Below are 12351 nucleotides of genomic sequence, written 5' to 3' on the forward strand. Positions count from 1 at the left end.
TACACCAGCTCACTCGGCTGAGGGGACCCGCGCCCAGCCCGGCTCCAGGAGAAGCGGGACGGCCGCGTGAAAATCCAGCCCGACCTTAGCCTTGCGGCAGCCCCGGCGCAAAACCGGCGCGGACCGTCACCCCGCCAAAGTCGCCAGCACCGGATCGACCCGGGCGAAGTGGTCGGCCCAGGTCGGCGCCCGGTAGCCCGCGAGGCGCGCCGCCATCTCGCCCCGAAGCCCCGAGCCCGGCGCGGCCAGGTCCTCCGCGGCCCGCATCCAGCCCAGGCCGTCGAGGGGATGCAGGAATTCCGCGAAATCCGTCGCGATCTCGCGGTGGACCGGGATGTCGGAGGCCACGACCGGCAGGCCGGCGGCGGCGGCCTCCAGCACCGGCAGGCCGTAGCCCTCGGCGAAGGAGGGCATCAGCAGCGCGGTGGCGTGGCCCATCAGCCGGACCAGCCCGGCGGTCGAGAGGCCCGAGGCCTCGGTGACGTGGGCGCGCACCGCCGGGCAGCGCTCGAGGAGGTCGATGACGTTCTCGCTCTCCCAGCCCCGGCGCCCGACGACGACGAGGCGCGGCGTCGCCGCTCCGTGGCGGGCGGCGAGCTCGCGCCAGGCGGCGAGCAGGGTGATCAGGTTCTTCCTCGGCTCGATCGTGCCGCAGACCAGGAAGAACGGCCGGGCCGGCGGCGGCGCGGGCGGGACCTGGAACGCCGCCTCGATCCCGAGCGGGCCGACGGTGACCGGCGGCGGCCGCCGCCCGAGCCCCGCGACATGGGCCGAGAACCGCCGGCCCACGTCGGCCGAGTTCACCACGACGGCCTGGGCGTGGCGGGCCACCGTCTCCATCCGCACCCGGTGCCGGTCGGCCTCGCCGTCGCGCCCGTACTCGGGATACTCGATCGGGATCAGGTCGTGGACGAAGAAGACCGGTCGCACGTCCGGCCGGTCGTAGAGCCAGTCGAACCGCGCGGGCTTGTCGAGGCGCAGGTGCGAGGTGTGGAGGTAGAGCGCGTTCAGCGGCAGCGCCTCGGGTCCGGGCGCCCGCAAGGCCGTGAGCCAGGCCTGCAGCTGCCGCTTGCGCCGGTCCCGCGCGCCCTCGGGTGCCGCCGCGCCGGTGCCCGCCCCCGGAACCGGCAGCCCGAGCCGGGCGGCGAGGTCGCGGTAGACCGGGTCGTCGCTGGCCGTCACGTCCTCGGTCCAGGAGGCGGTCGCGCCCTCGACGAGGGCGGTCATCCGCGCCCGGTCGAGGACCTTCGGGCCGAGCGGCGTCGAGACGAGGCCGAAGCGCGGTCCGGCCTGGCCCAGGAGGTGCCGGGCATAGGCGAGGTCGACCCGGTCGATGCCGGTCGGGCTCGCATGGCGCAGGCGGGTGACGAGACGGGTGAGGTCGAAGGCGACGGGATGCGGGCGCATGCGGTCCTGAGGCGGCTCGGCGAAGGTGACGCGGTTGCCCGCGTTCCTATACCTGCGGCGCGGACCCGCCGAATCCACCTTGTGCGGCAGCGCACAAGACGCGCCCCGACGCGTGGATGGTTGCCCTTGCAACCCTGAGCGATGATGATTTATCGCATTCGTCAGCCTCCGGCGCGTCGCGGTGACAAGAGCCGGACGCGGCGGCTATGATCGTGGGTCGGCGGCGTGCCGATGTTCGGGTGAGACCATGGCGATCGTCGATCTGGATCGGGAAGCGGTGAAGAACGGCCTGGCGGACGGCTCCGTCCTGCTCATCGACGTGCGCGAGCCCAACGAGTTCGCCTCGGGCCACATCCCGGGCTCGGTGTCGTTCCCGCTCTCGGATTTCGACCTCGAGCGCCTGCAGGCCTTGATCGCCGCGGACGGCCGCCGGCCGGTCCTGTCCTGCGCCGCGGGCGTGCGCTCGGCGCGGGCGCTGCACTACCTTCAGAGCGAGGGCATCCCCCTCTCGGAGCACTACGTCGGCGGGTTCAAGGACTGGGCCAATGCCGGCGAGACCGTGGAATAGCCGATCCATGGAATAGCCGATTCATCCGCTCCTCGCAGGCATTGCCCGCGAGGGCGGCCGAGACGTTCACGGCCCCGGGAGGGCCGCGCCGGTGCCGGCGCGGTTCCCGTGACGGCCAAGCCCCTCGACGCGGATGCGCTCCGGCCCATCTTCCTGCGCGTCCGGTGGGGCCGCATGCACAAGACGAACGGGAGAACGAGTATGCGCAGGCTGAGGCTGGCGGCGGTGATCCCGGCGCTGCTGCTGCTGGCCGGGGTGCCGGCGCGGGCCCAGGCTCCGGGCGGTCCGCCCCCCACGGTCACGGTCGCCAAGCCCGTGGTCAAGGAGGTGGTGGAGCACGACGACTTCACCGGCCGCTTCAACGCCATCGAGTACGTCGAGGTGCGGGCCCGGGTCACCGGCTACCTGCAGAAGATCCACTTCCAGGACGGCGCCGTGGTTAAGAAGGGCGACCTGCTCTTCACCATCGACCGTCGGCCCTACAAGGCCGCCCTCGACCAGGCGACCGCGGCCCTCGACTCGGCCAAGGCGCGGCTGAACTTCAGCCAGACCGACCTCGAGCGCGCCCAGACGCTGAGCCGGTCGGGCAACATCTCCGAGCAGGTCACCGACCAGCGCCGGCAGAACTCGCAGACCGCCCAGGCCGACGTCGACAACGCCACCGCGGCCCTGCGCCAGGCCCAGCTCAACTACGACTTCACCGAGGTGCGCTCGCCGATCGACGGGCGGATCTCGCAGCGCAACGTCACCGAGGGCAACATCGTCATCACCGACCAGACGATGCTGACCACGATCGTCTCGCTCGATCCGATCTACTTCTCGTTCACGGTCGACGAGCGCTCGTTCCTGGCCTACCAGGGCACGCTCAAGATCGGCATGGGGGCGACCCAGAACGAGCACACGGTGCCGATCCTGGTGGCGCTTACCGGCGAGGCCAAGCCCACCCGCAAGGGCGTGCTCAACTTCGTCGACAACCGGGTCGACGAGGCCACCGGCACGGTGCTCCTGCGCGCCACCGTCGAGAATCCCGACCGCTTCATCAAGCCGGGCCTGTTCGGCATCGTCAGCATGCCGGCCTCGAAGCCCTATCGCGGCGTGCTGATCCCCGACGAGGCGATCGGCGCCAACCAGGACAAGCGCCTCGTCTACGTGGTCGGCGAGGACAACGTGGTCCAGCCCCGCAACATCCGCCCCGGACCCAAGATCGACGGCTACCGGGTGGTGCGCGACGGGCTCAAGGGCGACGAGACCATCGTGATCGTCGGCCTGACCCGGGTGCGCCCGGGCGCCAAGATCACGCCCGAGCGCAAGGACCTGCCGCCGGTCCGCGAATAGCCAGCCGCGCCGCCCGCCCCGGGCGGCGCGCCCGTCAGGATGCCACGGCCCCCGCCCGCGCGGGGGCGCCACGCCCGACTAGCCGAAGGGCGCGAGAGGCCCACCGATGCGTTTTGCCCACTTCTTCGTCGACCGGCCGATCTTCGCCTCGGTGACCTCGATCGTCATCCTGATCATCGGCTACGTTTCGTACATCTCGCTGCCGGTCTCGCAATATCCCGAGATCGTGCCGCCGACCGTCGTCGTGCGCGCCTCCTACCCGGGCGCCAACGCCGAGACGGTGGCGGCCACCATCGCGACGCCGATCGAGCAGGAGATCAACGGCGTCGACAACATGCTGTACATGTCGTCGCTGTCGACCAACGACGGCAACATGCAGCTGACCGTCACCTTCGCGCTCGGCACCAACCTCGACATCGCCAACGTGCTGGTCCAGAACCGGCTCTCGGTCGCCCAGCCGCGCCTGCCCGGCGACGTGCGCAACCTCGGCGTCACGGTCCGCAAATCCTCGCCCGACCTGATGATGGTCGTGCACGTGCTCTCGCCCGACGGCACCTTCGACCAGAACTATCTGGCCAACTACATCTATCTTCGCCTGCGCGATCCGCTGCTGCGCCTCAACGGCGTTGGCGACATCACGGTGTTCGGCGGCTCGGAATACGCGCTCAGGCTCTGGCTCGACCCGAACAAGCTCGCCTCCTACCAGCTCTCGACCACCGACGTGATCAACGCGCTGCAGGAGCAGAACGTCCAGGTCGCTTCGGGTGCGCTCGGCGCGCCGCCGGCACCCGCGAGCCAGGCGTTCCAGCTCACGGTCCAGACGCAAGGGCGGTTCCAGGACCCGAGCGAGTTCCGCAAGGTCATCGTCAAGGCGTCCGACGGGCGGCTGGTGCGGGTCTCCGACATCGCCCGGGTCGAGCTCGGCCAGAAGGACTACACGACGAAGTCGTTCCTCAACGGCCAGCCGGCGATCGGCATCGGCGTGTTCCAGCGTCCTGGCACCAACGCGCTCGAGGCGGCCGAGCAGGTCCAGGCCTTGATGAAGACGCTGGCCAAGGACTTCCCCCCCGGCCTCGAATTCAAGATCGCCTACAACCCGACCGAGTTCATCGCCGAATCGGTGCACGAGGTCTACAAGACGCTCGGCGAGGCGGTCATCCTCGTCGTCGTCGTCATCCTGATCTTCCTGCAGAGCTGGCGCACCGCGATCATCCCGATCATCGCGATCCCGGTGTCGCTCGTCGGCACCTTCGCGGTGATGGCGCTGCTCGGCTTCTCGCTCAACAACTTGACGCTGTTCGGCCTCGTGCTCGCCATCGGCATCGTCGTCGACGACGCGATCGTGGTGGTGGAGAACGTCGAGCGCAACATGGCCGAGGGGCTCTCCCCCGGCGAGGCCGCCCACAAGACCATGGACGAGGTCGGCGGCGCCGTCGTCGCCATCGCGCTCGTTCTGTCGGCGGTGTTCATCCCGACCGCCTTCATCCCGGGCATCTCGGGCCAGTTCTACCGGCAGTTCGCGCTCACCATCGCGGCCTCGACCATCATCTCGATGTTCAACTCGCTGACGCTGTCGCCGGCGCTCTGCAAGCTGCTGCTGAAGCCCCATTCCGAGCACCACCGGCCGCGGTTCTTCCTCGCCCGGTTCGGGTCGTGGGCGGCCAACACATTCAACCGCGCCTTCGACGCCACCGCCAACGGCTACGCGGCGGCGATCCGGTTCCTCACCGGGCGGCTGGTGCCGCTGCTCGCCATGCTGCTGCTCTATGCCGGCGTGATCTACGGCGTGCTGCACCTCGTGCGCACCACGCCGACGGGCTTCATCCCGCTCCAGGACCAGGGCTACCTGCTGGTGGTGGTGCAACTGCCGCCGGGCTCGTCGCTCGAGCGCACGACCGCGGTGGTGCAGGAGGTCTCGCGCCGCTCCCTCGATATCGACGGCGTCGGCAACACCGTCGTCATCGCGGGCTTCGACGGCGCGACCTTCACCAACACCACCAACGGCGCGGTGATGTTCCTGCCGTTGAAGCCGTTCAAGGAGCGCCTGGAGAAGGGCCTGACCGCCGGCAAGATCCTCCAGGCTGTGCTCGCCAAGACCGCGCCGATGCAGGAGGCCCGGATCATCGCGATCCCGCCGCCGCCGGTGCGGGGCCTGGGCAATGCCGGCGGCTTCAAGATGCAGGTCCAGAGCCGCGAGGGCTCGGACATCGCCCGGCTGCTCCAGGTCTCGGGCGACCTCATCGGCGCGGCCAACCGCGACCCGGCGCTGACCCGCGTCTTCACCACCTTCGGCAACGACACGCCGCAGATCTACCTCGACATCGACCGCACGGTGGCGCGGATGCTGAACGTGCCGCTCGCCAACGTGTTCTCGACGCTCCAGGTCAACCTCGGCGGCGCCTACGTCAACGATTTCAACACCTTCGGCCGCGTCTACCAGGTCCGCGCCCAGGCCGACGCCAAGTACCGGATGGAGAAGTCCGACATCGAGCGGCTGAAGGTCCGCTCCTCCACCGGCGCGCTCGTGCCGATGGGGACGCTCGCCAGCATCCGCGACATCTCGGGCCCCCAGATCGTCCAGCGCTTCAATCTGTTCTACTCGATTCCCGTGCAGGGCGACGCGAAGCCGGGCATCTCCTCGGGCCAGTCCCTCGACGCGATGGAGAAGCTCGCCCGCCAGACCCTGCCCGACGGCATGAGCTTCGAGTGGACCGACATCGCCTTCCAGGAAAAGGCGGTCGGCAACACGGCGATCTACGTCTTCGCGCTCGGCGTGCTGCTGGTCTTCCTGGTGCTCGCCGCCCAGTACGAATCCTGGGCGCTGCCGCTCTCGATCCTGCTGGTGGTGCCGACCGGCGTGCTCGCGGCCCTGGCGGGCGTGCAGTTCCGGGGCCAGGACAACAACATCCTGACCCAGATCGGCCTCATCGTGCTGATCGGTCTGGCGGCCAAGAACGCGATCCTGATCGTCGAGTTCGCCCACCAGATCGAGGAGAGCGAGCGCCGGGGCCCCGTCGCGGCGGCCGTCGAGGCCTGCCGGCTTCGCCTGCGCCCGATCCTGATGACCGCCTTCGCGTTTATCCTCGGCGTGGTGCCGCTCGCCTTCGCCACCGGCCCGGGCGCCGAGATGCGCCAGGCGCTCGGCACCGCGGTGCTGTTCGGCATGCTGGGTGCCACGATCTTCGGCCTGTTCCTGACCCCGGTCTTCTACGTCGTGATCCGCAACATCCTGATCCGCATCAATCGCTGGCGCGGCGTCGAGGAGCATCCCGGCGAGCCGGAGCCGGCGCGGTGACCGGATCCACGGCCTGACGCGAATCGACGCCCCCGGACGGCACCGTCCGGGGGCGTCGTCGTCTCGGGTGCGGCATCGCCGCCCCCGAACCGCCAGCCCTGCTCCCGCATTGCCGGCCTGATTCGAGGTTCGGGAGATGCGCGTGGCACGGGTGGCGGTGGTGACGGGCGGTACGGCGGGGATCGGTCTGGCGACCGCCCACGCGTTTGCCAGGGACGGGTGGTCGGTCGGGATCGTCGCCCGCGACGAAGGCCGCCTGCGCGACGCCGAAGCGGCCCTGCGCCGGCACGGCGGCGCGGTCCTGGCGCTCTCCGCCGACGTCGCCGACGTGGAGGCGGTGAACGATGCCGCCGACCGGTTCGAGGCCGAGCTCGGGCCGATCGACACCTGGGTCAACAACGCGATGTCGTCGATCGTCGCGCCCGCCCCCGAGATCGCGCCCGAGGAATGGCGGCGGGTGACCGAGACCACCTATCTCAGCCAGGTCTGGGGCACGCTCGCCGCGCTGCGGCACATGCGCGGGCGCAACCGCGGCACCATCGTGCAGGTCAGTTCGGGCCTGGGGCTTCGCGCGATGCCTCTGCAGGTGCCCTACTGCGCCGCCAAGCACGCGGTGACCGGCTTCACCGACGGCCTGCGCTCCGAGTTCCTGCACGAGGGCGTCGAGATCAACCTGACGGTCGTCTACCTGCCGGCGGTGAACACGCCGCAATTCGGCTGGGCCCGCACCCGCACGGGTGCCGAGCAGGACATCCCGGCCCCGGTCTTCGACCCGCGGCTCTGCGCCGACGCGATCCGGTTCGCGGCCGACCACCGCCGCCGCGACATCTATGTCGGCCGCTCGACCATTCAGATGGGCCTGATGCAGGTGGTCTCGCCGGCCCTCTCGGACCGGTTCATGGCGCGCGGCTGGGACGCGCAGATCGGCGAGGCGGCCCCCGACAAGCCCGGCAACCTGTTCGCGCCGGCGCCCGGTCCGGCCGCGATCGACGGGAAATTCGCCGACAAGACCACGCCGACCCGCAGCGAGTTCGTCACCGACCGCCAGCGCGACGTCCTCGTCGCCGGTCTCGCGGCGCTCGCCGTCGGGGGCGTGGCGGCCCTTGCCCTCGGGGCCGGGGCGGCGCGCCGCCTCGGGCGCCGTCGTCGCCGGCTCCTGCCGCGGGTGTTCTGACGCGGCGCCCCCGCGTCGACGGTCCGGCGCGCTCGCCCTATCTCCGGCGGCATCCTCCCGCTTCGCCCCGATAGGTCTCGCGTGCCCGGTTACCTGCCCTTCGCGGGCGCCCTCAAGCTTCCCAGCTTCGTCTGCGACAATTGCGGCTTCTGGCAGCGCCACTTCGCGGCGCCGCCGAGCTGCCCGATGTGCCTCGATGCCCGCCACGTCGTGCCCCAGGACGGCTGGCGCTTCCGCGACGTGGCGGAGGCGCAAGGATCGTTCCCGTGCCACTGGGAGGAGGTCGAGGCCGGCGTGTGGAAGTTCTGGAACGAGCCGGTCACCGGCATCGGGCCGAGCGCCTACCTGATCGTCACGCCGGACGGCAACATGGGCTTCGAGGGCTGCCCGGTCTTCAGCGAGGCGGCGCTCGACCACATCGAATCCCTCGGGGGCATGACAATGCTGTCGGCCTCGCACCCGCACAGCTACGGCGCGCTGCCCCAGCTTCAGGACCGCTTCGACCCCGAGCTCTGCCTGCCCGCCGCCGACTTCATATGGAGCGCCGCGCTCCAGGTGTCCTGGCCGTACGACGACGTATTGGAGCCGCTGCCGGGCCTGACCCTGCATCGCACCGCCGGCCATTTCGACGGTCACGCCGTGCTGCACGACCGCGCCCGCGGCATCGTGTTCTGCGGCGACGCGCTGAAGTTCGAGCTGAACCCGGACAACCCGCGCGAGGCCCTGACCATCTCGGCCCACAAGGCCTTCGTGCGCGGCGTGCCGCTGACCCAAGCGGAACTCACGCGCTACCGCGACGTCTTCGCGGCGCTCGACTTCCACCAGACCTGGACGCCCTTCGAGCAGGCGGCGAATGTCGGGCGGGCGGAGGTGCTCGCCCTGATCGACGCGATGCTGGCCGGGCGGCCGCACGCCTACCCGGTGCCGGTCTCCGACCTGCGCTGACGGCCAGTCAGAGCCCGAACTGCGCCCCGGTATCCCCCGGGGTGACCAGGCTGCGGGCGCGGCTGCGCGACGGCAGGAAGGGAAGGGCGGCGCAGGTCGCGCCGACGCTGTCGCACAGCCGCTCGACCGCCCGCACGATGTCCGGCGGGCCGGCGACGTGGACCGTGTCGCTGCCGCGCAGGGTCGGCAGGTGGGCGGTCACGGGCCCGTGGCGCACGTCGGCCTGGCCGCGGCGGTCGCGGCTCGCCGCGAGCGTGATCTGCTGCACGCCGGTGGCGCGCAGCCAGTCGAGGCCGGGACGCATGTAGAGGTCGTCGGCATCCGCCGCGCCGGCCACCACCACCATCTCGCGGGCGATCTCGCGGTGGCGCGCCGCCCGGGCGATCGCCCAGATCGGCGCGAAGCCGGTCTCGGCCGAAACCAGGATCAGGCGGCCGGGCCCGGGACGGTACGGGATGCCGCCGGCCGGTCCCTTGATGCGCACGACGTGGCCGGGCTGCACCGCCTCGCCGAGGGCGGGACCGAGCGCGCCGACGTCGCGGCGCAGGTGGAAGACGAGCTCGTTGAGCTCGGTGTTGCCGTCGATGCGCTGGGTCGGGCAGTAGGGCCGCGCCGGCACCCCCGCGAAGGCGACCTCGACCGCCTGGCCGGGCGCCACGTCGAGATCGCGCGAGACGGTGACCACCACCTCGACCACCGCGCCCGAGAGCGGGGTGACGGACAGCAGCGTGCCGGCGCGCTTCACCGTGCGCAGCACCGCGAGCGGCGAGGGGGCGGGGCCGGGCCGGGTGGCGGCGCCGTCGCCGAGGCGGGGCCGGGCGCGGCTGGTGTTGCGCAGGCGCGGCAGGGCGTCCGGAAGCTGCGCGTCCTGGATCACCCCGTCGCGGCCGGCCGCCACGTTCCGGGGCAAGGCGGCATCGAGGGGCGTGTCGCCGGTCGCCACACGGACGGGCTTGCCGTTGACGACGAGCGAGCAGCGGGGGCTCATGGCCGTCTCCGTGCGACTGCGGGGTCCCGCGATCTCGGGTCGATGAGGGGGGCGCCTCACCGGGAGGCGAACAGCAGGCGCTCGACCAGGGAGGCCCAGCGGTCGCGGTCGGCCCGCAGGTCGTCCTGGATCGTGTCGTCCTGGGCCTGCTGGGTGGTGAGCGCCGCGACCTGCGCCCGCAGCTCGGCGGCCGCCTCGCGCTCGGAGCGGATCACCGCCTTCATCACCTGGTTCTCGGCCTCGAGCTGGGCGACCAGCTCGTCGAGGTCTTCCTCGGGCGCCTCGTCGGGCTCGGGCAGCCGGTAGGGCCGGGGGCCGAGCCAGCCCGGCGGGAGCAGCAGGCGCCGCACCAGATCGAAATCCGGGCCGCCCCGCTCCTGGCCCGCGATGTTCAACGCCGCCTCGCCCATCGCCGACACTCCGCCCCTCGTCTCAGCCGTCCGGACCGCGCCCCGATGGACGCGCCGTTGCCGATCACGGCTCGGCAAACCATGCCGGCAACATGGTTAAGGAGCCTTTAATCCCATGCGTCGCATCCGCCCGATTGACCGGGCCCGGCCTCCGACACACTCTCGCCGCGGATCACGGGGACGGGCACCGATTCGCCCGTTTCCGAACCGACGGAGATCGCGATGCTGGACGGACGACGGGTGCTGATCGTCGAGGACGAGGCGCTGGTCGCCCTGGAGCTGACCGAGATCGTGACCGGCGCGAACGCCCACGCCGTCGGCCCGGCCCGCACCAACCGCGAGGCCCTGGCGCTGATCGACCTCGAGGCGATCGACGCCGCGATCCTCGATCTCAACCTCGCCGACGGCGAGGCGACGCCCACCGCCGAGGGCCTGATCGCCAAGGGCATCCCGGTCCTGATCTGCACCGGCGGCGTGCTGCCGCGCGCGATGCGGCTCCTGTGGCCGGACCTTCCGATGCTGAGAAAGCCCCTGAACCCTGAGCGCCTGGTCGAGGCCCTGGGGGCGCTGTGCGGGGAGCTCACCGGGGGCGAGCGGGTCTAAGGGGGGGAGATCGGAGGCGGATCCGGGCGATCGGCGTGACGATCGACCCGGACGACGGGCTCCGGGGCGTGCCGGGGCTACGGCGCGCCGAGTCCGCGCCCCTCTGGTCGCCCCACCGATCCACGTCGGACGGACCTGGGCAAACGGGATGTCGTTTCGGAAATCGAACCAGTCAGCGCACGGGCCCGAACTGCGACGGCCTCGGCGACTGATCTGTAGCCTTTGGGGACCGCCCTGGACTGGCGGTTGGCGGAGAGAGAGGGACGGACCCCCAAGGCTGTGCTAAGTGCCTGAACCGTTGAGATCATAGGGCTTTTTCTCCTTGATCTGGGGGACACAATGGGGGACGACGTGGGGGACACCTGCGTTGTGAGACCCATTCCTGATGCCCTCTCCCAAGAAGCTCGGCAAGCACCTCGAGTGGCACGGCAACCGCATCCGGGTAGTCGTCCGGGTGCCGCCCTCGATGCTGACGAAGTTCGGCAAGGGCAAGCTCAAGGAGACCCTGAACACCACCGACCCTCTCGAAGCGGAGCGGGAGAAGGTGGACGTGATCAAGCGCCTTCGCGCGCTCCTGAACGGCACTCGTTCGACCACTGTCCGAGCCAACCTATCCGCCGAGGCCATGGAGTGGCGAGAACTGGTAGAGCGGGAGGATGCTGGGGAGGAGGTCGTCACCGGAAGTGAGGTGCTCATCCACGAGGGTGAGGAGGTCGTCGTCCCCTACAGCATCCGCGACGTGCTCGCCGATCACGTGGACCGCATCGAGCACAAGCACGGCCATGATGCAGGTCAGTCGTTCGCCGCCGTGGCTCTGGGTGAGCAGACCCCCCTCATCGCCCTCGTGGATCGTTGGTTCGAGGAACGGTCTGAGATGTCCATTGGCTACCGGGAGGACATCAAGCGGGCTCTGGGGCTCCTCGAGGCGTGGTGCGACGAGAAGCGGGTCCGCAAGACGGTAGAAGCCATCACCTAACGGGCAGCAGGTCGGTTCATCCACGACAGCTTCATCGCCACGAAGAAGCACCCGAAGTCAGCCAACAAGCACATCACGTGCCTGAGTTCTTACTGGAAGTGGTTGGTCAAGCGCCACGGCATCGAGGTGAACCCATGGGTGGGTCAGTCCATCTCGGCCAACGTTCCGCAGCGGCGCGACATGCCCACGGCTCAGAAGCGGCCCTTCACCGAAGACGAGGTCCACAAGCTCCTGAAGGGCATCCGTCTGCCCCGGGAACGGGACATCTCCATCATCAGCGCCTTGAGCGGGATGCGCCTGGAGGAAGTGGCTGGCCTGAAGGTGAAGGACTGCGCGAACGGGTGCCTTCGGGTGACCGACGCGAAGACGCCTTCGGGCCTCCGTACCATCCCCGCCCACTCGGCTCTTGTCCCCATCATCACCCGTAGGACCGCAGGGAAGGGGCCTGACGCCTACCTCTTCGACGACCTTGAGGAACAGCAGCCAGGGTCGAAGCGGGATCGTTCTGCGCCAGTCAGCCAAGCCTTCACGCGGGAGCGTAGGCGGCTGGGTGTCGATGAGCGAGCGTCTGACGAACAGCGGCAGTCGAACGTGGACTTCCACTCGTGGCGCCGCTGGTTCATCCGGCAGGCTGTCGCTGGGCTTGAGCG

11 protein-coding genes are annotated in these 12351 nt (G+C 70.5%); 8 read left to right on the forward strand and 3 right to left on the reverse strand.

What is annotated here, in order from left to right:
* Nucleotides 1-126: 126 nt before the first annotated feature.
* On the reverse strand, nucleotides 127-1407 hold the full coding sequence (locus tag HPY23_RS19365) for a glycosyltransferase family 4 protein (protein ID WP_091888096.1): 1281 nt from the start codon (nucleotides 1405-1407) through the stop codon (nucleotides 127-129).
* 247 nt (nucleotides 1408-1654) lie between these two features.
* On the opposite strand from HPY23_RS19365, the gene HPY23_RS19370 reads away from it, so the two are divergent.
* The 5 genes from HPY23_RS19370 (at nucleotide 1655) to HPY23_RS19390 (ending at nucleotide 8724) form a co-directional block, all read left to right on the forward strand.
* Nucleotides 1655-1975, forward strand: a complete 321-nt coding sequence (locus HPY23_RS19370; protein WP_060848957.1) for a rhodanese-like domain-containing protein — start codon at nucleotides 1655-1657, stop codon at nucleotides 1973-1975.
* 201 nt (nucleotides 1976-2176) lie between these two features.
* Nucleotides 2177-3310: an efflux RND transporter periplasmic adaptor subunit gene (locus HPY23_RS19375; protein WP_091888094.1), complete on the forward strand. Its 1134-nt coding sequence runs from the start codon at nucleotides 2177-2179 to the stop codon at nucleotides 3308-3310.
* A gap of 106 nt (nucleotides 3311-3416) precedes the next feature.
* Complete coding sequence (locus HPY23_RS19380; RefSeq protein WP_060848955.1) at nucleotides 3417-6605, forward strand: efflux RND transporter permease subunit; 3189 nt, start codon at nucleotides 3417-3419, stop codon at nucleotides 6603-6605.
* Between the two features lie 136 nt (nucleotides 6606-6741).
* A complete protein-coding gene (locus HPY23_RS19385) occupies nucleotides 6742-7779 on the forward strand; it encodes an SDR family oxidoreductase (protein ID WP_091888092.1) in 1038 nt (345 codons plus the stop codon).
* A gap of 81 nt (nucleotides 7780-7860) precedes the next feature.
* A complete protein-coding gene (locus HPY23_RS19390) occupies nucleotides 7861-8724 on the forward strand; it encodes an MBL fold metallo-hydrolase (RefSeq protein WP_091888090.1) in 864 nt (287 codons plus the stop codon).
* 7 nt (nucleotides 8725-8731) lie between these two features.
* Here the strand turns inward: HPY23_RS19390 and HPY23_RS19395 are convergent, their stop codons facing one another.
* Both HPY23_RS19395 and HPY23_RS19400 read right to left on the reverse strand, forming a co-directional pair.
* A complete protein-coding gene (locus HPY23_RS19395) occupies nucleotides 8732-9712 on the reverse strand; it encodes a ferredoxin reductase domain-containing protein (RefSeq protein WP_091888088.1) in 981 nt (326 codons plus the stop codon).
* Nucleotides 9713-9768: 56 nt separating this feature from the next.
* Nucleotides 9769-10122: a hypothetical protein gene (locus HPY23_RS19400; RefSeq protein WP_060849606.1), complete on the reverse strand. Its 354-nt coding sequence runs from the start codon at nucleotides 10120-10122 to the stop codon at nucleotides 9769-9771.
* 222 nt (nucleotides 10123-10344) lie between these two features.
* Here HPY23_RS19400 and HPY23_RS19405 point away from each other — a divergent pair, with 222 nt between their 5' ends.
* The 3 genes from HPY23_RS19405 to HPY23_RS19415 all read left to right on the forward strand — a co-directional run.
* Nucleotides 10345-10725, forward strand: a complete 381-nt coding sequence (locus tag HPY23_RS19405) for a response regulator (protein ID WP_091888086.1) — start codon at nucleotides 10345-10347, stop codon at nucleotides 10723-10725.
* 385 nt (nucleotides 10726-11110) lie between these two features.
* Nucleotides 11111-11701: a hypothetical protein gene (locus HPY23_RS19410; protein ID WP_091888083.1), complete on the forward strand. Its 591-nt coding sequence runs from the start codon at nucleotides 11111-11113 to the stop codon at nucleotides 11699-11701.
* A gap of 102 nt (nucleotides 11702-11803) precedes the next feature.
* Nucleotides 11804-12351 (forward strand): site-specific integrase (locus HPY23_RS19415; protein ID WP_478219418.1); only part of this gene is annotated, 548 nt, incomplete at its 3' end.

Source organism: Methylobacterium ajmalii (assembly GCF_016613415.1).
Lineage (GTDB): Bacteria > Pseudomonadota > Alphaproteobacteria > Rhizobiales > Beijerinckiaceae > Methylobacterium > Methylobacterium ajmalii.

Bases quoted from the DNA above. Each gene is read 5' to 3' on its own strand.
- HPY23_RS19365 (WP_091888096.1), bottom strand. From the start codon at position 1,407: ATGCGCCCGCATCCCGTCGCCTTCGACCTCACCCGTCTCGTCACCCGC.
- HPY23_RS19370 (WP_060848957.1), top strand. From the start codon at position 1,655: ATGGCGATCGTCGATCTGGATCGGGAAGCGGTGAAGAACGGCCTGGCG.
- HPY23_RS19375 (WP_091888094.1), top strand. From the start codon at position 2,177: ATGCGCAGGCTGAGGCTGGCGGCGGTGATCCCGGCGCTGCTGCTGCTG.
- HPY23_RS19380 (WP_060848955.1), top strand. From the start codon at position 3,417: ATGCGTTTTGCCCACTTCTTCGTCGACCGGCCGATCTTCGCCTCGGTG.
- HPY23_RS19385 (WP_091888092.1), top strand. From the start codon at position 6,742: ATGCGCGTGGCACGGGTGGCGGTGGTGACGGGCGGTACGGCGGGGATC.
- HPY23_RS19395 (WP_091888088.1), bottom strand. From the start codon at position 9,712: ATGAGCCCCCGCTGCTCGCTCGTCGTCAACGGCAAGCCCGTCCGTGTG.
- HPY23_RS19400 (WP_060849606.1), bottom strand. From the start codon at position 10,122: ATGGGCGAGGCGGCGTTGAACATCGCGGGCCAGGAGCGGGGCGGCCCG.
- HPY23_RS19405 (WP_091888086.1), top strand. From the start codon at position 10,345: ATGCTGGACGGACGACGGGTGCTGATCGTCGAGGACGAGGCGCTGGTC.
- HPY23_RS19410 (WP_091888083.1), top strand. From the start codon at position 11,111: ATGCCCTCTCCCAAGAAGCTCGGCAAGCACCTCGAGTGGCACGGCAAC.